This window comes from Streptomyces subrutilus, from assembly GCF_008704535.1.
Lineage (GTDB): Bacteria > Actinomycetota > Actinomycetes > Streptomycetales > Streptomycetaceae > Streptomyces > Streptomyces subrutilus.
Genome location: NZ_CP023701.1, coordinates 6,256,096 through 6,279,734, shown reverse-complemented (window position 1 = coordinate 6,279,734; position 23,639 = coordinate 6,256,096). Strand labels below are relative to the sequence as shown.

The window sequence follows — 23,639 nt, the reverse complement described above, 5'->3', positions numbered from 1 at the left end:
ACCGAGTGACGGGATCCCCGGATCCGGTCCGGCCGCCCCGGACCGCCCCCCGTCGCACGTACCCCTCCCACCGCCGAGACCCCCGAGGACCCCCATGCGAAACCTGCGCAGCAGAGCGGCACTGGCCACGGCCGTGGTCGCCACCGCCGCGACCCTGCTCGTGCCCGGCGCCACCGGCACGACCGCCACCGCCTCGACCGCCATCACCGACCCGGACATCCCCGATGTCTGCCAGGACCGCCGCCCCGTCCCCGCCGACCCCGGCGCGTACGGCATGCAGCTCGACGGGAGCTTCCGCCACCCCGCCCTGACCCCGGTCGACGAGGAGCACGAGCACTCCTTCCCGGGCCGCAACAAGGACTACGACACCCGCTCGTACATCAAGAACATGAAGGTCGAAGCCGCCTACGAAGGGCCGGACTTCACCCCCGACTACTTCCACACCTGGCAGAACATCGTCGACTTCGGCGGCCGCCGCTACATGTTCCAGTACGACCGCTCCGAGGGCCGCGTCTACGACATCACCGACGTCAAGAAGGTGACGGTCGTCGAGAAGATGACCCGCGACGACGTCGGCGGCGACGAGAGCAAGGGCAACGGGTCCTGGGCGCCCGGCGACTACTGGGGCGCCTCCACCATCCAGTGGAACAAGAAGCTCGGCGCCTACGTCATGGTGCAGAGCTTCGAGGACAAGCGGCAGATCTCCGAACTCACCGACGACCCCGCGCACGACAAGTACAGCAACCCCGAGGGCGTCAAGAAGCTGCGGGCCAAGCCCGGTCTGAAGGGCTTCAAGGTCTTCCGCCTCGACGGCCCGCGCAAGAAGGACTGGAAGCTGCTGGCCACCGTCTCCACCGACTCCACCCAGAAGGATCCGCTGGCGTCCGACCCCGCCACTGCGCAGCAGGGCTCGGGCTCGCTGGACGTGCCGTACTGGACCGGCGGCACCTACATGTTCATCGCCACCGCACCCAACGACACCTACTCCGGCACCGAGTACCCCACCAACCTGCACTCGGCCGGCTACCAGTCCTGGGACATGTCCGACCCCGCGCACCCGAAGCTGCTCGACACCTGGCACCTGCCGGGGCAGCGCACCGGCGAGGACGCGGCCTACGCCAAGAACCCGCGCTGCGGCAACCGCACCAGTTGGATGGGGGCGCGGATGCCCCTGTTCATCCCCAAGCCCGTCGAGGACGGCGGACGCTACGCCTTCGCGGCCATGGGCGGCTACGGCCTGACCGTCCTCGACATCTCCGACCCGGCCGACATGAAGACCGTCAGCCACCTCGACCTGCCGCCGTCCGTCTCCGGCACCGAGGGCGACAACATCGACGTCTCGCAGTACGAGAAGACCGGACTCGTCTACTACTCCGGCTACCCGCTCACCGAGGACTGCTACGAGCCCTACAAGGACGTCTACCAGATCGACGTCAAGGACCCGAAGAACCCTCGCGTCGTCGGCGCCCTGCCCCGCCCCACCCCGCCCAGGACGGCCGGCTTCCAGGACTTCTGCCAGCGCCGCGGCAGCTTCGGCCCCAAGCGCACCGGCTACTACACCAACCCCGGCAAGCACGAAGCCGGCGTCCTCGGCTACGGCTTCTACAACGCGGGCGTCCAGTTCTTCGACGTGTCCGACCCGGCGAAGCCCGAGATCGACGCCTACTTCGTCCCCAAGGCCTACGGCAGCCAGACCCCGGACTACGCGTACGGCAACCAGACCCACGGCGTGTACGTGGAATGGGACCGCAACATCGCCTGGGTGCTGACCAACCACGGCATCTACGCGCTGTCCTCGCCGAAGGTGCTCGGCAAGCCGCACCTGACCCGGCCCGAGAAGCCCTTCCGGAACAGCGAGTTCTGAGCGGACGACGCACGCCGCGGGCCCCGGGCACGCCGGTCCGGCCGCCCGCGCCCACCCACCTCTCCCACGCACCGCCGCACAGAAGGACGTCCCCCGCCATGGCTGCTCCGGAAAGACCCGCCCCCACCGCCCCGCCCGCCCCCGCCGACATCGCGTCGGGCCGAGCCCCCGCGGGCAGCGGCCTGGTCCGCTCGCTCACCCACCGCCAGACGACCATGATCGGCCTGGGCTCGGCGCTCGGCACCGGCCTCTTCCTCGGCTCCGGTTCCGCGATATCCGCCGCCGGACCCGCCGCGATCATCTCGTACGCCATCGGGGCCGTCCTCGTCGCGATCATCGCGGTCCTGCTCGGCGAGATGTCCGCCGCCCACCCCGTACAGGGGTCCTTCGGCGTCATCGCGCACAAGTACCTCGGCGCATGGGCCGGTTTCGTCACCCGCTGGATGTACTGGTTCAGCGCCGTCGTCGTCATCGGCACCGAAGTCGTCGCCTCCGCGCTCTACATCCGCTGGTGGTGGCCCGGCATCCCCATGACGGGGGCCATCCTCGCCGTCGCCGCGGTGGTGCTCGCGGTCAACATCATCAACGTGAAGTCCTTCGGCACCACCGAGTTCTGGCTCTCCACCGTCAAGGTGACCGCGCTCTGCGCCTTCATCCTGTGCGCCGCCTTCCTCGTCTTCTTCGGCCTGCCCGACAGCGAGGCCACCGGCTTCGCGCACCTCACCGACGACGGCGGATTCATGCCGCACGGCGTCAAGTCCCTCTGGATCGCCATGTCCGTGGTGATGTTCGCGTACGCCGGCTTCGAGGTCGTCGCCATCGCCTCCGCCGAGGCCGCCGACCCCCAGCGCACCATCCGCACCGCGATGCGCCAACTCGCCTGGCGGCTGAGCGTGTTCTACGTACTGTCCATCACCTTGGTCATGGCCCTCATCCCGTGGCGGCGGCTGGCCGCGGGCGACGGAAGCGTCGAGTCGAGCCCGTTCGTGCGCGTCTTCTCCGACGTCGGCGTGTCCGCAGCCGCGACCCTGACCAACCTCGTGGTGCTGATCGCAGCCATCTCCGCCGCCAACGCCCACCTCTACGGGGCCTCCCGCCTGCTGCACTCCCTCGGCGACGACGGCCTGGCCCCGGCCCCGCTGGGCCGTCTGACGAGCCGGGGCGTACCGGCCACGGCCCTGGCCGCCTCCACCCTGGGCATCGCGGTCGCCGCGCTGCTCGCCTTCTACGACGTGGGCGGCATCTTCACCATCCTGATGTCCATCGCGCTCTTCGCGGTGCTGCTCGTCTGGCTGTTGATCCTCGCCTCGTACGTCGCCTTCCGCCGCCACCGGGACGCGAACCCGGCCGACTTCACCGGCTTCAGCATCCCCGGCGGAGCCAAGCTCGCCGTGGTGGCCGCGGTGGGCGTGCTCACCGTCGCCGCCACCGCCGTCGAAGTACCGGACATGCGCCAGGCGGCTGGAGTGGGACTCGCCTTCACGGTCGTACTCCTGGCCGCTTACGCACTGATCGCGACGCGCCGCAAGCGGGCCTGAGCCCTCCCCCGGCCCCGTGAGCGGCTGAGCGGATGGCCGCCCCAGGGCGCCCATCCGCTCAGCGCAGATCACCGGCGCCGGCCTTCCCGGAACAGGGTTCCGGTGATCTCCGTGTCGGAGCGTCCCTCCGCCGCCAGGGCCATGACCTCGCGTTCCCGGGAGGTCAGGTCGGCGAGGCGTTCCGGGGTGGCCGGGGCCGTGCCGGGGCGGGTGTCATCAGGAAGCGCGTGATCAGCGCGCGGGTGCCGGCCGGTGTGAGGAGGACCTCTCCGGCGGCCACCGTGCGGAGGCCCGGCATCCGGATGTCCATCAGGACGATGTCGGGGTGGTGGGCGCGCGCCGGGGCGACGGCCTCGGCGCCGTCGGCCCGGACGACACGCCTAGGGCGACGTCCCGGGGTGATCGTGTCGCCGTCTGCCGCTCCGCAGGAGGCGCAGCGTGGTGGGGACGCAGAGCAGGATGCCGGCCGCCGTCATGGCGGATACGAGCCGGAGCACCGTGTCGATGCCGGACCGGTCCGCCGCGGCGCCGGAGGAGCTGTGGTGGAGGGTGTCGAGCAGCGTGGCCGCGAGCGATGTGGCGACGGCCGCGCCGAGGGTTTTGATCGCCAGCGTCATGCTTGCCACCGCACCCGCTTGCGAGGCGGGAACACGCTGCTGGGTCAGCAGGTTCGACAGCGTGCCGCTCAAGCCGATGCCGGCACCGCAGACCACGAGGGCGATCGCGTATCCGGCGGGGAACGGTGCCCACGCGACCAGCGCGGCTCCCGCCCCGGCTGCCGCGAGACCACCGGCCACGTAGCACCAGGCGCTCTTGCGGCCCGCGAGCCGGCCCGCGCCGTAGGCGGCGAGCGCGTTCGGCGCCGAGAAGCTCAGGAGCACACATCCGGCGAGGAACGGCGAGAGCCCCAGCCCCGTCTGCAGCTCCCACGTGACGAGCATGGACACGACCACGAACGCGATCAGCGAGACGGCACCCGCGAGAGTGAGGACGCGCAGAGCCTTGTCGCGGTAGAGGGACCGGTCCAGCAGCGCGCCCGTGCCTCGGTGCTCCAGCAGAGCGAATCCCGTCAGGAGAGCCAGCCCCGCAGCGGCGCAGAGCACCGTCAACGGTGAGGTCCACCCCCAGCTGGAGCCACGGTCCACCGTCACCGTGAGCGCCACCGCGCCGAGCATCACGCACGCCCCGTTCAGGAACGGAGGCCGACGGGCGGCGCTCTCTGCGTTGAAAGAGGGGGTGACACACCAGTAGACCAGCGCGCCGGACAGGAGGCACACCGGCACGACGCTCAGGAAGACCGACCGCCAGCCGAACCCGGACACGAGGACTCCACCCACGAAGGGCGCCAGCGCCGCCAGGCCGCTCGCCGTCGCCATCACGACGCCGAGACCGATTTCGCGACGACGGCCCGAGAACCCGCCCGCGGTCATCGCGATGGCTCCGGGCACGATGAACCCTCCGGCCACACCCTGGACCACCCGGCCGACAATGAGCCAGAGAAGCGAGGGGGCGAACGCGCACAGCAGGGAACCCAGTACGAAGAGCTCAAGACCGTAGATGGTCGTGCGTCGTCGGCCGAACGCATCGACGACCCACCCGCCGATCGGCATCACCGAGCCGAAGGCGAGGGTGAACGCGGAGATCAACCATTGCAGGTCGGTCACCGGTCTGTGCAGGTAGGCGGCAATGTCCGGCAGAGCCATGGTGACCGCGAGCCAGTCCAGTTCGACCACCAGGGCCGCGGTCGCGGCCGCGAGCAGCGCGAGCCGGTCACGGCGTCCGAATACTGAGCGGCCGACGCTGTTCGGCATGGACCGCCTCACCCCCTCCGCCGACTCGCGCCTCGTCCCGGTTCATCCCGGTTCGTCCAGGCGAGTCCATCACAGCGTCGCGACCGCAGACGTGTCGGCACCCTGGAGGTGCGGCAGGAAAATGCCGAGGGGGCGACGTGCCGGTGCGGCGGGACTTGCCGCGGGAAAGGCGTGGGCGGATGCGGCGGTGAGGGTCGCTCCCGGCCGACGGGGGTGCGCGGCTTCAGGCTGCGGCGGTGGGTTCCGCCGGTCCGGTGGTGGGGCGGTGTTCGGTGTTGATGCGCTGGGCTTCTTCGAGTTGGTCTTCGAGGATGACGATGCGGCAGGCGGCCTCGATGGGGGTGCCCCGGTCGACGAGTTCGCGGGCGCGGGCGGCGATGCGGAGCTGGTAGCGGGAGTAGCGGCGGTGTCCGCCGGCGGAGCGGAGCGGGGTGATCAGGCGGGCTTCGCCGATGGCGCGGAGGAAGCCCTGTGTGGTGCCGAGCATGTCGGCGGCCCGGCCCGTGGTGTAGGCGGGGAAGTCGTCGTCGTCGAGTCGGCCGTACGAGTCGTCTGCGGTCATCGCACCTCTTTCACGGAACACGTGGAGGGGCCCTGGTGCCTGTGGCACCAGGGCCCCGAAGGAACTGCTACACCATCTGCCGGCCCTGGTACTGCGCCGGCCTTCTGTATCCGCTGACCTGCCCGATCGTGGGCGGGTGCTGCGGGGATCGCGGTTGCTTGACCGGAGACCACCTCACTGTCGATGTCCTGCGGTACCCGGACCCAGACCTCGATCCGGGCGATCCTGATGGCGCCTCAACTCCTCCGTTCATCCCTCGGACGATCAACTGCCTACTCCTGCGAACTGCTGGTGATGCGACCTGCTTGTAACGCTCGCGGCCTGATCCAGCGCCACGTTTTCGGCAGCCAGCCCCGTTGCCCGTCCTGCATCTGCCCTGGCTTGGAACCCCACTGCCGAACCTCCCGGTGCGCGCGCCCGCAGCCGACGCCTTCACCGAGGTGCTGCTCACTGACTTCACTGCTGGGGTACTGCCGCGGCGGCCCCTGATGACCGCGGGCCGCCCGGTCCGGTCGTCAGTCCCGTCGCCGTCCTGCACCAGCCTGGCTTCGCGACTCCACCACCGCACCGTCCTACGCGTACCACTGCCCGGCAGTTCGTCTCTGCCGAGCCCTTCTTGACTGGGCTACGATAGAAACCATAACCACACCACCTCGCAATCTCTACTCCGGCCGAGACAGATTTTCCTGCGGCAGGCGAGGAGGTAACCGCCCGTCGAGAAGCACAGGCACGCCTTCTTCTCGTTCACCGGGTCGGTGCGGCTCTCCCGGGACGTCCTGAACCAGCTCGGAGAAACCGTGGCCGCGGCGCGTTCAACGACCGACGGTGACGACGACGGAGGGCCAGCCGCTGGCGCCGTCGGGGACGGTTCCGGTGCGGTTCTCGGTCTGGGTCCGTCCGGTCTGGTCGGTGGCCCGGACGGTCAGGGTGTGTCCGCCGGGGGTCGCCTGCCAGGGGTAGGACCATTGGCGCCAGGTGTCGGTGGTGTCCTCTGCGGCGAGGTCGGCGATGTTCCAGGGGCCGTCGTCGATGCGGACTTCCACGCGTTCGATGCCCCGGTGCTGCGCCCAGGCGACCCCGGCGATCATGACGGTGCCGGCCTTGGGCCGGGCGAAGGGCTGGGGGGTGTCGATACGGGACTCGGTCTTGACGGGGCCCCTGGGGGCCCAGTCGCGTCTGACCCAGTAGGCGTCGTAGGAGTCGAAGGTGGTGAGTTCGATGTCCTGGATCCATTTGCAGGCGGAGACGTATCCGTAGAGGCCGGGGACGACCATCCGGACCGGGAAGCCGTGGGCGAACGGGAGGGGCTGGCCGTTCATGCCGACGGCGAGCATAGCGTCACGGCCGTCCATCACGGTCTCGACGGGGCTGCCCAGGGTCATGGCGTCCACGGAACGGGCCACGAGCTGGTCGGCGGGGCCGCCTTGTGAGGGCGGCTTCACACCGGCTTCTCGCAGGATGTCGGCCAGGCGGGCGCCGATCCAGCGGGCGTTGCCGACGTAGGGGCCGCCGACCTCGTTGGAGACACAGGTCAGGGTGATGTCGCGTTCGATGAGGTCCCGGTCGAGGAGGTCCTGGAACGTCAGGGCGAGGGGGCGGGTGACGCCCATTCCGTGGATCGTCAGCCGCCAGGTCGAGGCGTCGACCGCCGGGACGACCAGGGCGGTGTCGACGCGGTAGAAGGCGTTGTTCGGGGTGATGAACGGGCTGATCCCCGGGACGCGCAGTTGGGCCCCGCGGGGGATGGCGGCGGCGGGCGAGGCCGGTTGGGGGAGGCGTACGGCGTCCCGGGAGGCGACGGCGTTCTGACCGTACATGCCGGTGAGGGAGCGGCCGAGCGCTCCGACGCCCGCGGAGGCCGCCGCGGCCGCGGTGGCGGCCACGAGGAATCCCCGCCGGTCCCAGCCCGGCTCCGGCCGACCCCCCGCACCACCTGTCGCCCGGGTGTGCGGTCCGGTGGTGAGGCGGCCGATGAGCCAGTACAGCAGTGCGGCGCCGGCGATGGCTCCGGCCACCGACGGCAGTGCGTCGGCAGGGCCGGTGGAGTCGGGGCGGCTGACGGCCGCGGCCGCGCCGACGACGCCGAAGATCAGGACGCCCGCCGATCCGGCACGTCGGAAGCGCGACGCGATGACTCCGAGGGCCACCGCGAGAGCGGCGAGGGTCGCGAGGATCCCGAGTTGCAGGATCAGTTTGTCGTTCTCGCCGAAGTGCCGGATCGCGAATTCCTTGACCGGCGCGGGAGTACGGTCGATTGCGGCGCCGCCCACGGCGACGACCGGCCCGGACTGCGGCCCCACCGCCGCGGACACCAGTTCGGCGACCGCGAGGGCCGCGAACCCTGCGAGGAGGCCGCTGAGCGCGGCCAGGGGAAGACGCACCCACCACTTCGGAGACGTTGTCACGTACACGATTCGACCCGAGACTCGGCGGCGGCCGAGGGTACGGCCGCTGCCGGGCGCCGAGTCCACCCGCCCGGTCTACCCTCGGCCGCCGCGTACCGCCGTGCAGGCCGCACGCCAGTGCGCGGCGCGCGGCCTGCTGCGACGGGGTACGGGGGCCTGTGGGGCCGTCCGCCAGCCGTCGGCTACTTCGGAGGGGTCAGGACGGTGTCGATGATGTTGACGGTCGCGTTGGCCGTCTGGACGTCACCGCAGACGACCTTCGCGGTCTTGTTGACGGTGAAGGTCGTGCCGGAGCCGGCGGTGGTGAGGGAGCCGCCCTCAAGGGTCTTGAAGGTGCCGTTCTCCATCTGCTTCGGCGTCAGCTTCTCACCCACGACGTGATAGGTGAGGATCTTCGTCAGCTGGGCCTTGTCCGCGAGGATCTTGGCGAGGTCGGCCTTCGGGATCTTCTTGAAGGCGTCGTTGCTCGGGGCGAACACCGTGATGTTCTGGGCGTTGTTCAGGGTGTCGGCGAGGCCGGCCTTCTTCACCGCCGCGACCAGGGTGGACAGGGCCGGGTTGTGGGAGGCGGCTGTCGCGACGGGGTCCTTCGCCATCCCGGCGAGACTGCCGGCGCCGTCCTTCGGAACGGACGCGCAGGCAGGCCCGTAGGGATCGGCCTTCGGGGCGTCTGCGAACGCGGGGGCCGCGACGCCCAGCGTGAGGGGCAGGACGAACGCGGCTGCCGCGAGCAGGGCGGAGCGGCGGGTGCGGGTGGATGACATCTGGAGGTTCCTCCTCCTGGGAGGGTGGGCTCCTCGAAACGGGCCCAAGGCATTGTGCGACGGCCGAACCGGCTGGTGGCGAAGTGATCGGACGGGCTGTTCCAGCTCTCCCGCCTGTGTGCCGCACCGCTCAGGGGCGGCTTGCACTCACCACACGTCGCACAACCCCCATGTTCCCACCCCACGAGGAATCCGCCCGTCGAGCGCGTTCCCCACGGCGGCCGCAGTGCGCAATGCCCCCGGTGGCACGGTTGCCGCCAGGGTTCCGGCAGAGGAAGTCCGGAGCCGGCATGCAGGCATCCCGGCCGGGGGCGCCGGGGCACGTCGTGCCCTTCGTGCTCCACTTCCGACACGGCAAGTCCGCCGCGACGATCGCGATCGCGGGCCGGCCCGGCCCGGCCCGGCCCGGAAGCTGACCGCAGCTGCACGCTCGCCGATGAACCGCTGCGGGAGCACGGCGAACGGCCCCGTCCCTCGGCTGCTTCCGGCCGCCCCCTGTCGTGGACACCAGGAGGCCCCTCCGTACGACCACGTGGGAGAGACGGACGGATCGGCCCACGAAAATCATCGGTCCTCGGGAACCCTGACCCCTTGCCGTCCGACCTACTGGGACGTGGGCGGCGGACACCCGTCGCTCCGCGCGGCTCGGAACGACGGAAGGTGTGGAATGGGAGGGCTGGATGTGCGCATGAGGGCGGTCGCCTGCCGGCACGGCCGGGTGGAGGCGGTCTCCGAGGTGAATCTGGAGATCGCCGCCGGTGAGTGCGTGGCGCTGACCGGCACCAACGGCTCGGGCAAGACCACCCTGCTGCGTGCGGTGCTCGGCCTGCACCGTCAGGTGACGGGCTCGATCTCGGTGGGCGGCCGGGACACCGGCTCCCCCGCGGAGTGGGCCTGGCGGCGGCGGGCCTGTGCCTGGATCCCTCAGAAGCCGGCCGCGGGCCGTTTCCCCCTGCTCGGCTCCGAGTTGCTCGCCAGCAGCACCGCACCCCGGGACGCCGGCGAAGCCGCCGCCCGGCTCGGGGTGGGGTCCTTGGTCGACCGCCCCCTGCACACCCTCTCGGGCGGCCAGTTGCAACGGATGTACCTGGCGAGGGCGATCGGCTGTGTCGCCGCCGGAGCCCAGGTGCTGCTGGCCGACGAACCCACCGCGGCCCTCGACTTCGACGGGCAGGCGGAAGCGGCGGACGTCCTCACCGCCCTGCCGGTCACCCTGGTCGTGGTGACGCACGACCGAGCCTTGGCCGACCGCTGCGACCGGGTCCTGGAGATGGCCGCCGGCCGGCTGCGGGAGGTCCGGTGACCCCGGTGCACCTCGCCGCCGCCGACCTCGGTGCGCTGCTCCAGCTGCTGCCCGTGCAGCGGGCCGGAATCGCCCTGCTGCTCGCGGCGATCGGCCTGCCCGTCATCGGGGTCGTCATCGTCGGCCTCGACATCATGCCGGTCCGCTTCGCGATGATGCACGTGGCCCTGCTCGGCATCGCCGTCGGCCTGCTGACCGGCCTCGACCCGATGCTGTGCGCGCTCGTCGCCTGCGCCCTGGCCGGAGCCGGAGTGGCCCCGCTCGCCCGCACGCCCGACGGCCTCTCCGGAGCCATGGGCCTGCTGATGAGCCTGGCCATCGCCGCTGCGCTGCTGCTGCTCGCCGTCTCGGGGGTCAACGCCTCCGGCGCGTTCGCCCTCCTGTGGGGATCGATCCTCTCGGTCGGCACGCCCGATCTCATCGTGCTCGGGGTACTGGCAGCCGTCGTACCGGGCTTGTTCTGGTGGCGGCGGCGAGACGTCGGGCTGCTCCTGTACGACCGTGAGCTCGCCCAGTGCTCCGGTGTCCCGGTCCGCGCCCTGACCGCCGCCCTCCTCGTGCTCGTCGCGATCGCCGTCGCCGGGGCGATCAAGCTCACCGGCGCCCTGCTCGTCGACGCCCTGACCCTGCTGCCCGCGCTCGCCGCGCGCCGCCTGGGCAGCTCGCTGAAGTCGATCACCCTCTGGGCGGTCGGCATCGGCGTGGCCGTCAACACGACCGGGTTCCTGCTGGCCCTGTGGCTGGACTGGCCGCCCGGCCCCGTACTCGTCCTGACGGCGGGGGCAGTCGTACTCGCCGTCCACTTCACACCCGAACGGAGAATCAGCTCATGGCGCGCACCCGCGTCCACCTCGCTTCCCTCCTCGCACTGAGCGCGGCACTCGCCCTCGTCACCGGTTGCGGAGGCGGCAGCGATCCCAAGGCCGCCGACGGCACCCCCGCGGCGTCCGGCTCACCGGCCACCGGGAAGGACAAGCCCGTGGTGGTCGTGACCACCACCTGGGAGGGTGCGTTCGCCAAGGCCGCCGGGGCCGAGGACGTCGAGGTCATCGTGCCGCAGTCCGTCCATCACGCCCCCGACTACGACCCCAAGCCCTCCGACCTCGCCGCCGTCGCCAAGGCCGACTTCGTGCTCTACGCGCCCTTCGAGCCGTACGCGGCGAAGATCAAGGAGGCGGCCGGGTCCAAGGCGAAGCTGGTCGAGGTCAACCTCGACAACGACCCCGACAAGGTCAAGGCCGAGGTCGACAAGCTGAGCGCGCTCTTCGGCACGCAGGACGCCGCCACGCGGTGGAAGACCGGCTTCGACGCCGAGTACGCGAAGCTGAACAAGGACGTCCGGGCCGCGTGGCCCGGCGGCACGAGCCCCTCCGTCGTCACGCAGGTCTTCACCGCATGGGCCGCGAAGCTCGCCGGCGCCACTCCCGTGGGCATGTTCGGGCCCGAGGCCGTCACCCCGGTGCAGCTCGCCGAGCTCTCCGCGAAGAAGCCGGCCCTGGTGCTGGACAACGCCCACATGTCGACGGGCACGGTGCTGCCCGACTCCGGCGCCAAGCAGGTCGAGATCGTCAACTATCCGGGCGAGGACCTCGACCTGCTGCCGGTCTACCGCAATGCCGCGGCCGAGCTGAAGAAGGCCATGGGCGGCTCCTGACACGGGTGGCCCGGCTCCCCTCCCCGTCCCGGGATGGCATGCCCGAGCCGTCCCGGGGTGCCCTTCACGTCCCGACCGTCCGGTGCACCGTCCTCTACGGCGCCCGTGTGTGCCCCCCCGTGGGCCCGGCGACCACCGGCCGCCGGGCCCACCGGTCATCCGGCCTGGGCGAGGGGCGCCGTTCCGGGCGTGCCGAGCCGAGCCTGCGGCAGGCTCTCGGTGAGCCGTTCCCGCAGGGCCGCCCGGTCCGGCTTGCCGGCCGCCGTCAGGGGTATCTCCTCCACCACGAGGAGACGCTCGGGGTGCTTGCACCGGTCCAGCCCGCGTGCCGTCAGGTGGTCGCCGAGGGTGTCCGGCGTCGGATCCTGGGGACCGCGCACCACGACGCAGGCGGCCAGCCGCTCCCCCATCAGCGGGTCGGGAACGCCCACGCACACCACGTCCCGTACCTGCGGGTGCGAGCGGAGTTCGCGTTCGACCTCGGCCGGGCTGATGTTTGCACCGCCACGGATCACGATGTCCTTCAGTCGGCCCACGACGTGCAGCACGCTGTCGGCATCGAGGTAGCCGAGGTCACCGGTGCGGACCCAGCCGTCGGGGGTGCGGTAGCGGGCGTCCAGATCGGGCGCGCCCACGTAGCACAGCGGTGTCATGGGGCCCCGGGAGATGATCTCGCCGATGTCGCCGTCGGGGAGCGGCGCATGGGTCTCGGGGTCGGCGATGCGGATCTCGGCGACCCGGGGGTCGGGGTGGCCCGCCACGACGCCCGCCGCGTCGGTCGGGGGCACGGTGTTGGCCAGCCCCGTGTGGCAGTTGACCCCGTCGGCGGAGCCGTAGAGGTTGACGACCGGGCAGCCGAAGGCCTTCGCGGCGGCGGCCGCGGTGGCCTCGTCGAGCGGGGCGCCACCCAGAACCAGCGCGGTGGGAGCCGGCAGCGGCCCGCCCGTCCCGTCGAGGCGTTCGAGCATCATGCGGACCATGGTGGGCACGCCCAGGACGTGGGTCGGCTCGTGCTCGCGCATCGCCTCGATGGCGGCTTCGGGAGAGAAGTGGTCGAGCAGCACCAGGGTGCCGCCGTGCCGGGCGAGGGTGACGGCGGTGCCGTTGGACCCGAAGGCCGAAGCCAGCGGTACGAGGAACAGGCAGCGCGGCGGGGTCCCGTCGGGGATGAGGGAGGCGAGGAAGTTGCCCCGGCCGCCGGCCAGCGCGTTGTGCGAGTAGGCGATCATCTTCGGCTCGGCCTCCGAGCCCGACGAGACCAGGATCCGGGCCGCGCTGTCGGGGTCCGGGCGGGCGGGGACGAAGCCTGTGGGGTCGCGGCGCATGAGGTCCGACCACGAGGTGGTGCCCTCGGGCGCGGTGCCGGGGCCGACCGCGACGACGTGCCGGAGGGCGGGCAGTGCGCTCGACAGGGTGGAGAGGTCCGCCGCGTGGTGGACGTCGCGGTGCTCGACCGCGGCGATGACGGCGACGGCTTCGGCCCGGCGCAGCAGGCTCTCGGCCTCAAGGGTTCCGCGGCCCACGGGGAAGGGCAGGGCGACGGCGCCGAGTGCGGCCAGGGCCAGGTCGGCGATGACGGCATTGCGGTTGTTGGGCAGTTGCACTCCGACCACGTCGCCCTCGCGTATGCCGAGGTCTCTGAGGCCGGCGGCCAGACATCGCACCTTGCGGTCCAGGGCGGTGTAACAGAGTTTGCCCTTGGCGTCGAGGACGGCCGTGTGGTGCAGGTCGGAGATCTGGCGGGCTCGGAACAGGCTGTAGAGGTCGAGGTCGGGGCAGGTCCCGTCGACCACCCAGGAGCGGCGCAGTTCGGCGGGCAGCAGGTCGTGCAAGGCGACGGTCACGCGAAGCTCCAGGGGTCGGGAACGGCGGGGGCACCGTGGGCGTCACGGCTGATCGAGCCGGCGAAGCGCGCGTCGTGGTGCAGGTCGGAGAGGTCGGTGGTGACGGCGGTGGCGGTGAGGCCGTGCGTGCGCAGCCGCGCCAGGGCGTCGGTCGTGGAGAGTTCCCGCAGGTCGTACGCGGCCGCGGCGCCGGCGCTCGCGTCGGCCGGGGCGATCCAGCCGTCGGCGGTCGGCAGCGGGTGCCGGAAACCTGCGGGCCGCCTGGCCTGCTCCCCGCGGGCCGCCCGCCGCAGCGCGGGGCCGGTCAGGGTGTCGGCGGCGCCGAGGAGCGAGGAGTCGACCCGTACGCCGCGCCCGGTGCGTTCCCGCAGCAGCAGGCCCGCGAGTACGGCTTCGGCGCCGTGCAGACCGCCGAGGACGTCGAGCAGGGTCATCAGCGAGGGGGCCGGGGGCTCGCCTTCCGGGCGGACCGCCTCGCCCACCCCCGTACGGGCCTGCACCATGAAGTCGGTTCCCATGGGGGCGTCCTGGAGCCGGTCGGCCCAGCCGCTCGTGTAGGCGTGGACCAGAGCGGGATGGACGCGGGCGAGGTCGTCGGCGTCGAGCCCGAGCTCGGCCGCCTTGCCCGGGGCCCAGTTGTGCAGGAAGACGTCGGCCCCGGCGGCCATCTCCCGCAGCTTGCGGCGGTCGGCCTCCGCCTTGATGTCGATCTCTACGGCCTTCTTGCCCCGGTTGAGGGCCAGCCAGCGCGCCGAGATTCCGGAGCAGGTCGGCGGCATGCCCCGCAGCGGGTCACCGCCCGGCGGTTCGATCCGGATGATCTCCGCCCCCAGCAGGCCGAGCAGGTGGGCGGCGAGCGGCGCCTGGATGCGGCGGCCCGCCTCCAGCACCGTCATCCCGGCCAGGGGCCGGGCGGCGGACGGGGCGGCTGCCGTACGGGCGCTCGCCGGGGCGAGGCCGTCGGCCAGCGGCCCCAGCGACCAGGGCGCTGCGCCGTCGGTCTCCCGGGCGCGTTCGGCGAGGGTCCGCAGGACGCACACCTCGGCGCCGGAACGCGCCGCGGCCTGCCGGATGCGCGGGAGCGGGTGGGCCCGGGTCACGGTGTGCAGGGCCTCGGGGAAGGGGGCGCAGGCGGTGGCGTAGCGGAACTGGAAGGGCCGCCACCCGGCCCGTATCGCGTCGGCGGGTGCCTGCAGCGTCCGCCAGAAGGAGGCCCAGGCTCCCGGGTCGAGGGTCTCCAGCTCGAACAGCACGCCCTCGGCCGAGGTGAAGGGCGGCCCTCCCGGGGCGAGTTCGGCGGCTTCGCCCTCGTCGGCCCCGGCCGCGGCGAGGTACTGGGACACGGCGAGCAGACCCGCCCGGTCGGCCCCGGCCGTGACGTGGGAGGCCTCGGCCCCGCGGGCCTGGCCGACCAGGCCGGCGAGCAGTCCCTGGACGGTGAGGACGGCGGTGGCCGTCGCCGTGTAGTCGGCGGCCAGGCCGCGCGGGCTCCCGTCGCGCCGGCCGTGGACGGCCATCACGCCGGCCGCGGCCTGCACGGTCGCCTCGTCGACGAGCCCACTCGCGGGATGCGCCCAGGTGACCGTTGCGTGCGCGGGGTCGAAGCCGGCTCCGGAGAGCGTGCTGCGGCCCGTTCGCCCTTCGCCGGCGCGCTCGTCGGATCGCGCGCCGAGCAGGCGCAGGTGTTCGGCGACGACCTCGGTGATCTCCGGGGGCCCCGAGGTGTCGAATCGCAGGCTGTCGAGCGGCCGGACCGTCTGCGTGGTTGCGGGGGACGCCATGCCTCTCCTCTCCCGGCGCGGCGGTGGCCGCCGCCCAGGTCGAACGGAACGCGGGAACTCGCAGGGGTGCGCACCCGACCAGTTCCTCGGACAGGGAGTCGGACAGCAGTTCCCACGGGTTCCCGGGGACGAGGAGGAATGCAGTGACGGATTCAGGCACCGCGTACGACGGATCGGCCCAACCCGACGCGCGAGTCCTTGAGTTGAGGGAGCGGGTCGATCGCTTCGTCCGTACGAAGGTGATCCCGTCCGAGACGGTGCTGGACTCGGGCGGAGCGGAAGCCGCCGCCGCCCTGACGGTACTGCGGGCCGAGGGGCGTGCCGCCGGGCTGTGGGCCCTGCCGCTCCCGGCGGACCTGGGCGGCGGCGGCCTGGCCTTCCGCGCGTACGCGGCGCTGGCCGAGGCCGAGGGCGCCAGTGATCACGGTCCGGCCGCACTGGGCTCCGCCCCGCTGCTCGACGTCACCATGCTGAACCGCCACGGCAGCGCCCGGGTACGGGAGGAGTACCTGAAGCGGCTGGTCGCGGGCGAGATCCGTGCCTGCTACGCCATGACCGAGCCGGACGTACCGGGCACCGCCCCGTTCCGCACCGCAACCCGCGCCGAGCGCCGGCCTGACGGCAGCTGGTGCGTCAGCGGCCGCAAGTGGTTCACCTCCGGCGCCGCGGGCGCGGACCTCGTCACCGTCATGGCACGCACCGCCGGGACCCCCGGTGACCGGGAGGGGCTCTCGCTCCTGCTCGTACCGACCGGCTCGCCCGGCTTCCGCGTCGTACGCGAACTGCCCGTACTCGGGGCCGCGGGCCCGTACGAGATCGAGCTCGACGGGGTGGTCGTGCCCGCCGACCACCTCCTCGGTGCGGGCGGCGACGCCCTGTCCATCGCGGGCGAACGGCTCGCACTCGGCCGGACCCTGCGCTGCCTGCGCTGGCTCGGCCAGGCACAGCGCGCCTTCGACCTCATGTGTGAACGGGCCGCCACCCGCAGCGGATCGCGCGGCCCCCTCGCCGACCACCAGCTCGTCCAGCAGCACGTCTTCGACGCCCTCCTCGCGCTGCGCACCACCCGCCCCCTGGTCCACGAGGCGGTGGCGCTGCTCGCGGCCGGAGCGGACGCGCGTACCGAGGTGGGGCTGGCCAAGGTGGCCGCCGCCCGGATGCTCCAGCAGGTCACGGACTCCGCCATCCAGGTGCACGGCGCCGCCGGGCTCGGCCCCGACACCCCGCTGCCGGCCCTGTTCCGCGGCGGGCGCGCGGCCCGCATCCTGGACGGCCCGGACGAACTGCACATCACCTCCGTGGCTCGCCGGGTGCTGCGCGGCCACAGCCGGGGAGACGGGGCCGCTACACGCGGGTGATGTCGACGAGGTCGTCGAGCGCGGCCAGTCCGAGGGCCAGGAAGAAGTCGCCCCAGATCAGTTCGTGGCGCACCGCCAGGCCCTTGGCGGCGTCGTAGCAGCCGTCCAGCAGCATGCCCGCCGGGCGCCCGGAGCCCGGTCCGGTGAGGTGGGCCTCGGTCAGGCGACTGAGAATCGCGACGGCCCGGTACGAACACACCGCGGCCCGGGGCGCCCACACCCGCGACAGCTTGAGCAGCGCGACGGCGGTGATCGCCGCGGCCGAGGTGTCGACGGGCCCCCGCGGCCGGAACGCCTCGTCGGACGGGACGATCCGCCCGGTCAGTGCCTCCGACTGCGCCAGCAGCTGCTCGGCGGCGAAGGCGAGCCGCTCCGGACGGTGGCCGGCGACCTCCGGGTGGAGCAGTGCGTCGGCCACGGCCAGGAGGAGCCATGCCTCGCCCCGGCTCCAGCCCGGTGCGGGAGCCGCGCACGGAGACCATCCCGTTCCCGCCTCGAACTGCCAGGCGGGACGGGGCCGACGGCCGCTCCCCGCTCCCTCCGCGCCGAGACAGAGGTCGAGGTGCCGGTGCAGGTGGGCCGCCGCCACGGCCGGCCCCTCGCCGCCGGCTCCGGCCAGGAGGGGCACCAGTCCCGGTACGGCGTCCGCACGGGCCAGGAGCCGGGGTCCGCCGAGCGCCGCACCCCAGGGCACGACCCCGATCTCGGGATCGTAGGAGTCGAGGCAGGCCCGGCCCGCTGTGTTGCGCAGCGCGGCGGCTTCGGCCGAGCCGAAGGCCGGAGCGGTCCCGTACCAGAAGATCAGCCCCCGGGTGGCGGTGTCCGCGTCCGCCCAGGGCGCGAGCCGGGCGGTGCATCGGACGGCAGCACTGCGGTGTGCCTCGTCCCCCGTGCGGCGGGCCCGCAGCCACAGCAGTCCGGCCCAGAAGCCACCGGTCCACGAGCCGCGGCCGGTCGTCTTCCACCGCCCGTCCGCAGGCTCGGCGTACAGCGGGAATCGGGCGCCGACCTCGGTCTCGGTGACCGTCACCCGGTCGATGACGGAGGCCAGGGCCCGGCCGGCCCAGTCGTCTCCGGTCATGCCGCCCTCCCCGTCCCGGCGCGCCGGTCCCGTACGGCCCAGAGGAACGCGACCGCTGCCGCCGCCGCGAACTCCGCGGCGACCAGCAACCAGCCCGCCCCGTACCGGCCGCTCTGCGCGAACGTGCCGAACAGGGCCGGACCCACCGCGAATCCGGCGAAGAACCCGGCGGCGACCAGTGCCGAGTCCTGTCCGGCCCGGCCGGGGGCGGCGCGCTGCATGACCAGCACCATCGAGACGGCGTTGCCGGAGACGGCGAACACCCCGACGGCGACGGCGCCGAGCCAGACCAGCGCAACGGCCAGCTGCCCGCCGGCCAGGAGGGCCGCCGCGCCCACGGCGCCGCAGGCCAGCAGGGTCGGCAGCCACTCGGCCCGGCCCGGGCGTGCCGTCTTCGACCATCCGACCCGGCCGAGGATGCCCGCGACTCCGAGGACGGCGACCAGGCCACCGGCCACGGCGGGGCCCATCCCGAGACCCTGGACCCCGTACAGGGCGAGGTAGGTGTTCACGGAAGCGATGCCCGCTCCCAGGAACAGGGAGAAGCCGGCCAGCCAGGCCACCATCCCGCGAGGGACGAACGACGTGCGGGCGGGGTTCGTCGGCGGCGCGGGCGGGTCGGCCGGCAGCGCGCGCAGCGCCCACACTGCGGTGAGCAGTGCCGCCCCTGAGGCGGTCCACACCGCGCCCCGCCAGCCGAGACCGCCCGCGAGTGCGGCGAGCGGCAGTCCGGCGGCGAACGCCCCGAGCTGTACGCCCGACTGCTTGAGGCCGGTGACCGCGCCCCGCCGGGAGGGCGGGACCGTGGCCAGGATCGCCTTGTTGGTGGCGGGGTTGGCCACGGCCTGCGGTATGCCGCCCAGCGCGACCGCGCCCAGCAACAGCCCCGGCCCGGGGGCGGCCCCGATCAGAGCCAGTGCGAGGGCGGACAGGACGAGCAGCACCACCAGCGAGCGCCGGGGCCCGATGCGGTCCACCATCCGGCCGCCGCTCGGGGACAGTACGGCGGCCGTACCGAACCCGACCGTGGTCGTGAGCCCCAACGCGGTCGGCGAGATGCCCAGTTCCTCCACGAGGCGGGGCCCCAGTGCGCCGAGCAGGAACAGTTGCAGCATCGAGAACGCCATGGCGCAGGTGAGCAGTGCGGTCGGAATCCGGGAACCTCTGCCGGGGGCCCCTGATACCGGCGGCTTCGATGCCGTCGTCCCCTCTGCCGCCACAGACGTCTCCCTTCCCCGGATGTGGAACACCATGACCGACCGGTGAGGCAGTCGGATGGAACGGCGCCCGGGTTCCCCCTCCCCGCTGTGCCCTGCACCACACCGCGCGCACGAACTCCACGGCGCCCCGACACCTCGGTCGACAACCCGTCGGCACGGGCGCACGGTTTCAGAGCCGTACGGGCTGCGCCGTTCACGGCCGTCCGCGTGCTGCTCGCGGCTCTCGGCCACGGGCTCGTGTCGGGCACGGAGGTCCCCTGGTGGGCCTTGTCCGCCGCGTTCGTGGGCACGGCGGCGGCCTCGTCCCTCGCTGCGCGGGACGAGCGGCGATGCGGCGTCCACGCTGCGGATCACCCGTCCGCGTGCCGTTCCGCACGCGCTGCGACGCCACCGGCCGGGCCCGGCCCGCGCCGCCGCCTCCGACACGGCTCGGGCGCCGGTGCCGTCCAGGAGCCGACGTACCTCGCCCGTCCGAGCGGGGGCATCCTCCGGCGGGTCCGCCGACCGGCGGCAGGGCGGCACGGCCAGGGCGCACAACCCGCACGAGGCTACCGGGCCACGCACGGAGGGGCCGGCGCGTGCCTTCCTCGCCCCGCACCTGATGGGGTGTCGGTTCGCCTCACCGCTCGGCCGAAGCCTGCCGTCTCACCGCCGTGTCCTTGTCCTCGCCCGGGGCCGCCCGCACGCGGAACCCGCTGCCGCCCGCCTGCCGGAGGAGTACCAGAGCCTCTTCGGAAGGGGAGCCGACGGAGGTGGTGCACACGATGAGCACCTGGTCCGGCGCGCGGGCGATCGACAGTGTCTGCTGGGTCACTGTCACCCTGCCGATTACGGGATGGTGGAGCTCGTAGGACGCGGCATCGCAGGGTGCCACGCGGTGGTCCGCCCACAGGGCGACGAACTCCGGGCTCTTCATCGTCAGCTCGCCGATCAGTGCCGCGAGCAGCGGGTCGTCCGGGTGTCTGCCGACGGCGACGCGCAGGTTCCCGACCACCGCGCGCGCCTTGCGCTTCCAGTCCGCGTACAGCTCCTGACCGTGCGGGTCGAGGAACAGCATCCGGCTCATGTTCGGACGCCGCAGCGGGTCGTCCGGGTCGAGGAGGCCCACGTGACCGGCCAGCAGGGCGTGCCCGAGCGCGTTCCAGGCCAGCACGTCCGTACGGCGGCCGAGCACCATCGCCGGGACACCGTCGACGGCGCGCAGGAGGTCGCGGGTTTCGTCGGTGAGGCTCTCCGGCCGCGGGCGGCGCGGCCCGCGTGGGCGGCGGCCGGCCTCGGCGAGCCGGTCGAGGTGCTCGCGTTCGTGGTGGTCGAGCAGGAGCGCGCGGGCGATCGCGTCGAGCACCTCGGCCGAGGCCCCTCGGGACTGGCCCTGCTCCAGCCGTGCGTAGTACGAGACGCTGACGCCCGCCGACTGCGCCAGTTCCTCGCGCCGCAGGCCGGCCACCCGCCTGCGGGGCCCCAGGTCGCGCAGGCCGACGTCCTCGGGCCGTAGCCGCGCACGTCGGGCTTGGAGGAAGGCGCCGAGGGGGCCGGGTGCGCCGGGTGCGTTCATCGCCCCAGTATTCGGTGCGCCGCCCGCCCCGGCCACACCCCGCGAGGGGTGGGACAGGACGGGAGTGGCTCGCGCCCGTGCACGCGGCCAAGCTCGTTCGCATCCGGCGACGTACCCATCACCCGAGGACGGACCACATGGCGGAGAACCCCGAGCAGATCGTCCTTGGCGACGTCACCATCACCCGCGTCGGAGAGTTCTACGGCTCGGCCGAGATGTCCCCAGGCACGTTCTTCCCGGACAGCCCCCACGGCTCGTGGGCCGAGCACCGTGACTGGCTGGCGCCCGATTTCTGGAACCCGCGCACGGACGAATGCCGCACGGCGATCCAGTCCTGGCTGCTGCGCAGCGAGGGGCGCACGATCCTTGTCGACACCGGCGTGGGCAACCACAAGGACCGGCCCTACGCGCCGGTGTGGAGCCGCCTGGACACGGACTACCTCGACAACCTCGGCGCCGCCGGCGTGCGGCCCGAGGACGTGGACATCGTGGTCAACACCCACCTGCACATCGACCACGTCGGCTGGAACACCCGCCTCGACGGCCGGAACTGGGTGCCGACCTTCCCCAACGCCACCTACCTGATCGCCCGGCGGGACTTTGACTTCTGGGACCCGGCCAACGGGAACAGGAGCGTGCTGGGCCGCGGGAACCAGAACGTCTTCGAGGACAGCGTCACGCCCGTCCACCGAGCGGGACTGACACAGCTGTGGGAGGGGTCGTACCGGATCGACAGGAACCTGCGTCTCGATCCCGCTCCCGGCCACACCCCCGGCTCATCCGTGCTGACCTTGGAATCCGGCGCCGATCAGGCCCTGTTCGTCGGGGATCTCGTACACACCGCCCTGCAGATCGCGGAGCCGGACACCAACTCCTGCTTCTGCGAGGACCCGGCACAGTCCCGCGCCACCCGGCACCGACTGCTCGGCCGCGCCTGCGAGAACAACGCGCTCGTGTTCCCGGCCCACTTCGGCGGCCACGGCGCCGCGGAGGTCGCGCGCAGCGGCTCGAAGTTCGCGATCAAGGAGTGGGCGGCCTTCTCCCGCATCTCCTGACGTCCCCTCCCCCTCCCTGCTCACCCCTTCCGGAGAGGAACCTCCCGTGCCCCGACAGGCAGATCCGATCGTCGAAACCCCGGCGGGCACCGTACGCGGCCTGCGCGACCGTTCGGGCGAGCGCTACCGCGGCCTCCCCTACGCGGCGGCACCAACCGGCGCCGGCCGCTTCGCCCCGCCCGCACCGCACCCCGGCTGGTCCGGCGTGCGGGACGGCACGCGGCCCTCGCCCACCGCTCCCCAGCCGGCCCGGGACTTCGGCCGTCTCGACATGACCCCCTACTTCGGGCCGGGCTGGGTGCCCGGCGGGGAATACCTGACCGCCGACATCCACACGCCTGCCGCCGACGACGGCGGGCGCCCCGTCATGGTCTTCGTGCACGGCGGCGGCTTCGTCACCGGCTCGAACCGCGCGGCGCTCTACGACGGCGGCGCGTTCGCCCGCGACGGCGTGGTCCTGGTGACGGTGAACTACCGGCTCGGCGTCCCCGGGTTCCTCGATCTACCGGGTGCGCCACCGAACCGCGGACTGCTCGACCTGCTCGCCGCGCTCGGCTGGGTGCGCGACACCGTCGCGGCCTTCGGTGGCGACCCCGGGAACGTCACGGTCTTCGGCCAGTCCGCGGGCGCCACTCTCACCGGCGTCCTGCTCGCGACACCGCGGGCCAAGGGCCTGTTCCGGCGAGCGATCGTCCAGAGCGGCAACGGCTCCGGCGCGTTCACTCCGGAGCAGGCGCGACGGGTCAGCGCCGTAGCGGCCGCCGCCCTGGGCGTCGAACCGACCGCCGAGGCGTTCGCAGCGCTCCCCGACAGCCGCTTCCTGGCGGTCCTGCCCGCGCTGGCCGGCCTCGACCTGCGCACCGGTACCGCCGGCGACCCGCTGGCCGGGCTCAGCCCGTTCGGCCCGGTCCTGCCGGTCCAGCCCGCCGACGCCCTCGCTGACGGCCCGGCCGCAGAGATCGACCTGCTCATCGGCACCAATGCCCAGGAGGGGCACCTCTACCTCGCACCGCATGGCGTCCTGGAGTCCACCACGCAGGCCGAGTTGCTCGCCTTCGCCACCCGGACGCTTGCGGACCCGCAGTCCGTCCTCGCCGCACACCGCGCGGCACTGCCCGACGCGACGCCGGGCGAGTTGCGCTCAGCGGTGCTCGGGCAGGTCCTGTTCGAGGCCGGTACGACGCGCATGGCGCGGGCCCACGCGCGGATCTCGGGCGGCCGCACGCACCGCTACTCGTTCGGGTACCGCTCAACGGCCCTGGGCGGGCGACTCGGGGCCGCCCACACCGTCGAACTGCCCTTCGTCTTCGACCTCGCCGACGAACCCTGGCTGCACGGAGACGCCGACCTGCTCGGGCCCGCCCCCGCCCCTGCCGGACTCGCGGCCCAGGTCCACGGCGCCTGGGTCGCGTTCGCCCGCACCGGCAACCCCGGCTGGGCTCCCTACGACCCGCAGCGTCCCACAGCGGAGGTCCTCGGCGGAGAAACGGCGGCCGGCACGGCAGAGGGAATGCCCGTGGTTCCGCCTCGGACTTGACGATCACGCCGAAGATCACGAACCGCGGAGTCCGGACGCCGGGCCGACGGCCGGGCTCGGCGGCCGACGGCACAGGGCGCATAGGGCGGGCGTATGGAATTTCCCGGACGCGCGGGAGGCGCCCGGCCCGGTGTCCTGGTGCCGTGGCCGCACGGGTGCGGCCCGTGCGGACCGATCCGGTTCCCGCCCGCGCGGGAGCCGCCGCACCCCGGAGGCATCCGTGCGACCGTCCCCCACTGCCCTGCGCCGCTGCCCGGCCGCCACCGCCGTCGGTCTCCCGGCAGCGCGTTCGAGAACCCACGACCGG

At 73.0% G+C, this 23,639-nt stretch carries 17 protein-coding genes and 1 pseudogene; 8 read left to right on the top strand and 10 right to left on the bottom strand.

Annotated elements, in window-relative coordinates:
• Nucleotides 1-94: 94 nt before the first annotated feature.
• Both CP968_RS27945 and CP968_RS27940 read left to right on the top strand, forming a co-directional pair.
• Complete coding sequence (locus CP968_RS27945; RefSeq protein ID WP_150520618.1) at nucleotides 95-1,864, top strand: LVIVD repeat-containing protein; 1,770 nt, start codon at nucleotides 95-97, stop codon at nucleotides 1,862-1,864.
• Nucleotides 1,865-1,962: 98 nt separating this feature from the next.
• Nucleotides 1,963-3,402: an amino acid permease gene (locus tag CP968_RS27940; protein WP_150520617.1), complete on the top strand. Its 1,440-nt coding sequence runs from the start codon at nucleotides 1,963-1,965 to the stop codon at nucleotides 3,400-3,402.
• Nucleotides 3,403-3,494: 92 nt separating this feature from the next.
• On the opposite strand, the pseudogene CP968_RS35035 reads toward CP968_RS27940, so the two are convergent.
• The 5 genes and pseudogenes from CP968_RS35035 to CP968_RS27915 all read right to left on the bottom strand — a co-directional run.
• A pseudogene (locus CP968_RS35035) lies at nucleotides 3,495-3,769 on the bottom strand (response regulator transcription factor); the annotation flags it as partial.
• Between the two features lie 13 nt (nucleotides 3,770-3,782).
• A complete protein-coding gene (locus CP968_RS27930; RefSeq protein WP_150520616.1) occupies nucleotides 3,783-5,213 on the bottom strand; it encodes an MFS transporter in 1,431 nt (476 codons plus the stop codon).
• 223 nt (nucleotides 5,214-5,436) lie between these two features.
• Nucleotides 5,437-5,775 (bottom strand): MerR family transcriptional regulator, encoded by a 339-nt coding sequence (locus tag CP968_RS27925; protein WP_150516251.1) that lies wholly within the window; start codon nucleotides 5,773-5,775, stop codon nucleotides 5,437-5,439.
• Nucleotides 5,776-6,587: 812 nt separating this feature from the next.
• Entirely contained in the window at nucleotides 6,588-8,180 is a 1,593-nt protein-coding gene (locus CP968_RS27920; RefSeq protein ID WP_229886889.1) for a molybdopterin-dependent oxidoreductase, read from the bottom strand.
• A 182-nt stretch (nucleotides 8,181-8,362) separates the two neighbouring features.
• Entirely contained in the window at nucleotides 8,363-8,944 is a 582-nt protein-coding gene (locus CP968_RS27915; protein ID WP_150520615.1) for a fasciclin domain-containing protein, read from the bottom strand.
• A gap of 667 nt (nucleotides 8,945-9,611) precedes the next feature.
• Here CP968_RS27915 and CP968_RS27910 point away from each other — a divergent pair.
• The 3 genes from CP968_RS27910 to CP968_RS27900 are packed head-to-tail and all read left to right on the top strand — an operon-like array spanning nucleotide 9,612 to nucleotide 11,901.
• Nucleotides 9,612-10,247, top strand: a complete 636-nt coding sequence (locus CP968_RS27910; RefSeq protein ID WP_150520614.1) for a metal ABC transporter ATP-binding protein — start codon at nucleotides 9,612-9,614, stop codon at nucleotides 10,245-10,247.
• Nucleotides 10,244-11,119, top strand: a complete 876-nt coding sequence (locus CP968_RS27905; protein WP_373304132.1) for a metal ABC transporter permease — start codon at nucleotides 10,244-10,246, stop codon at nucleotides 11,117-11,119. Before CP968_RS27910 ends, CP968_RS27905 begins: the two co-directional genes overlap by 4 nt.
• Entirely contained in the window at nucleotides 11,077-11,901 is an 825-nt protein-coding gene (locus CP968_RS27900; protein WP_150520613.1) for a metal ABC transporter solute-binding protein, Zn/Mn family, read from the top strand. Before CP968_RS27905 ends, CP968_RS27900 begins: the two co-directional genes overlap by 43 nt.
• Nucleotides 11,902-12,056: 155 nt before the next feature.
• Here CP968_RS27900 and CP968_RS27895 read toward each other — a convergent pair whose 3' ends face one another.
• Nucleotides 12,057-13,745 carry a class I adenylate-forming enzyme family protein gene (locus tag CP968_RS27895; protein WP_150520612.1) on the bottom strand — a complete coding sequence of 563 codons (1,689 nt, stop codon included), beginning with the start codon at nucleotides 13,743-13,745 and terminating at the stop codon, nucleotides 12,057-12,059.
• Complete coding sequence (locus CP968_RS27890; RefSeq protein ID WP_150520611.1) at nucleotides 13,742-15,526, bottom strand: CoA transferase; 1,785 nt, start codon at nucleotides 15,524-15,526, stop codon at nucleotides 13,742-13,744. Before CP968_RS27890 ends, CP968_RS27895 begins: the two co-directional genes overlap by 4 nt.
• Nucleotides 15,527-15,669: 143 nt before the next feature.
• Between CP968_RS27890 and CP968_RS27885 the strand changes: the two genes are divergently transcribed.
• Nucleotides 15,670-16,884: an acyl-CoA dehydrogenase family protein gene (locus CP968_RS27885; RefSeq protein ID WP_150520610.1), complete on the top strand. Its 1,215-nt coding sequence runs from the start codon at nucleotides 15,670-15,672 to the stop codon at nucleotides 16,882-16,884.
• Here the strand turns inward: CP968_RS27885 and CP968_RS27880 are convergent.
• The 3 genes from CP968_RS27880 to CP968_RS27870 form a co-directional block, all read right to left on the bottom strand.
• Complete coding sequence (locus CP968_RS27880; RefSeq protein WP_150520609.1) at nucleotides 16,871-17,965, bottom strand: sugar ABC transporter permease; 1,095 nt, start codon at nucleotides 17,963-17,965, stop codon at nucleotides 16,871-16,873. The two genes, CP968_RS27885 and CP968_RS27880, sit on opposite strands and share 14 nt — an antisense overlap.
• Nucleotides 17,962-19,092 carry an MFS transporter gene (locus CP968_RS27875; RefSeq protein ID WP_150520608.1) on the bottom strand — a complete coding sequence of 377 codons (1,131 nt, stop codon included), beginning with the start codon at nucleotides 19,090-19,092 and terminating at the stop codon, nucleotides 17,962-17,964. Before CP968_RS27875 ends, CP968_RS27880 begins: the two co-directional genes overlap by 4 nt.
• Before the next feature lie 712 nt (nucleotides 19,093-19,804).
• Nucleotides 19,805-20,740: a helix-turn-helix domain-containing protein gene (locus CP968_RS27870; RefSeq protein WP_150520607.1), complete on the bottom strand. Its 936-nt coding sequence runs from the start codon at nucleotides 20,738-20,740 to the stop codon at nucleotides 19,805-19,807.
• A gap of 137 nt (nucleotides 20,741-20,877) precedes the next feature.
• Between CP968_RS27870 and CP968_RS27865 the strand changes: the two genes are divergently transcribed.
• Both CP968_RS27865 and CP968_RS27860 read left to right on the top strand, forming a co-directional pair.
• Complete coding sequence (locus CP968_RS27865) at nucleotides 20,878-21,795, top strand: MBL fold metallo-hydrolase (protein WP_150520606.1); 918 nt, start codon at nucleotides 20,878-20,880, stop codon at nucleotides 21,793-21,795.
• Nucleotides 21,796-21,841: 46 nt separating this feature from the next.
• Entirely contained in the window at nucleotides 21,842-23,332 is a 1,491-nt protein-coding gene (locus tag CP968_RS27860) for a carboxylesterase/lipase family protein (protein WP_150520605.1), read from the top strand.
• The last annotated feature ends 307 nt before the right edge of the window (nucleotides 23,333-23,639 follow it).

What these genes read in the sequence shown, in the direction of transcription:
- CP968_RS27945 (WP_150520618.1), top strand. Translation starts at nt 95, where the DNA reads ATGCGAAACCTGCGCAGCAGAGCGGCACTGGCCACGGCCGTGGTCGCC.
- CP968_RS27940 (WP_150520617.1), top strand. Translation starts at nt 1,963, where the DNA reads ATGGCTGCTCCGGAAAGACCCGCCCCCACCGCCCCGCCCGCCCCCGCC.
- CP968_RS27930 (WP_150520616.1), bottom strand. Translation starts at nt 5,213, where the DNA reads ATGCCGAACAGCGTCGGCCGCTCAGTATTCGGACGCCGTGACCGGCTC.
- CP968_RS27925 (WP_150516251.1), bottom strand. Translation starts at nt 5,775, where the DNA reads ATGACCGCAGACGACTCGTACGGCCGACTCGACGACGACGACTTCCCC.
- CP968_RS27915 (WP_150520615.1), bottom strand. Translation starts at nt 8,944, where the DNA reads ATGTCATCCACCCGCACCCGCCGCTCCGCCCTGCTCGCGGCAGCCGCG.
- CP968_RS27910 (WP_150520614.1), top strand. Translation starts at nt 9,612, where the DNA reads ATGGGAGGGCTGGATGTGCGCATGAGGGCGGTCGCCTGCCGGCACGGC.
- CP968_RS27900 (WP_150520613.1), top strand. Translation starts at nt 11,077, where the DNA reads ATGGCGCGCACCCGCGTCCACCTCGCTTCCCTCCTCGCACTGAGCGCG.
- CP968_RS27890 (WP_150520611.1), bottom strand. Translation starts at nt 15,526, where the DNA reads ATGGCGTCCCCCGCAACCACGCAGACGGTCCGGCCGCTCGACAGCCTG.
- CP968_RS27880 (WP_150520609.1), bottom strand. Translation starts at nt 17,965, where the DNA reads ATGACCGGAGACGACTGGGCCGGCCGGGCCCTGGCCTCCGTCATCGAC.
- CP968_RS27875 (WP_150520608.1), bottom strand. Translation starts at nt 19,092, where the DNA reads ATGGCGTTCTCGATGCTGCAACTGTTCCTGCTCGGCGCACTGGGGCCC.
- CP968_RS27870 (WP_150520607.1), bottom strand. Translation starts at nt 20,740, where the DNA reads ATGAACGCACCCGGCGCACCCGGCCCCCTCGGCGCCTTCCTCCAAGCC.
- CP968_RS27865 (WP_150520606.1), top strand. Translation starts at nt 20,878, where the DNA reads ATGGCGGAGAACCCCGAGCAGATCGTCCTTGGCGACGTCACCATCACC.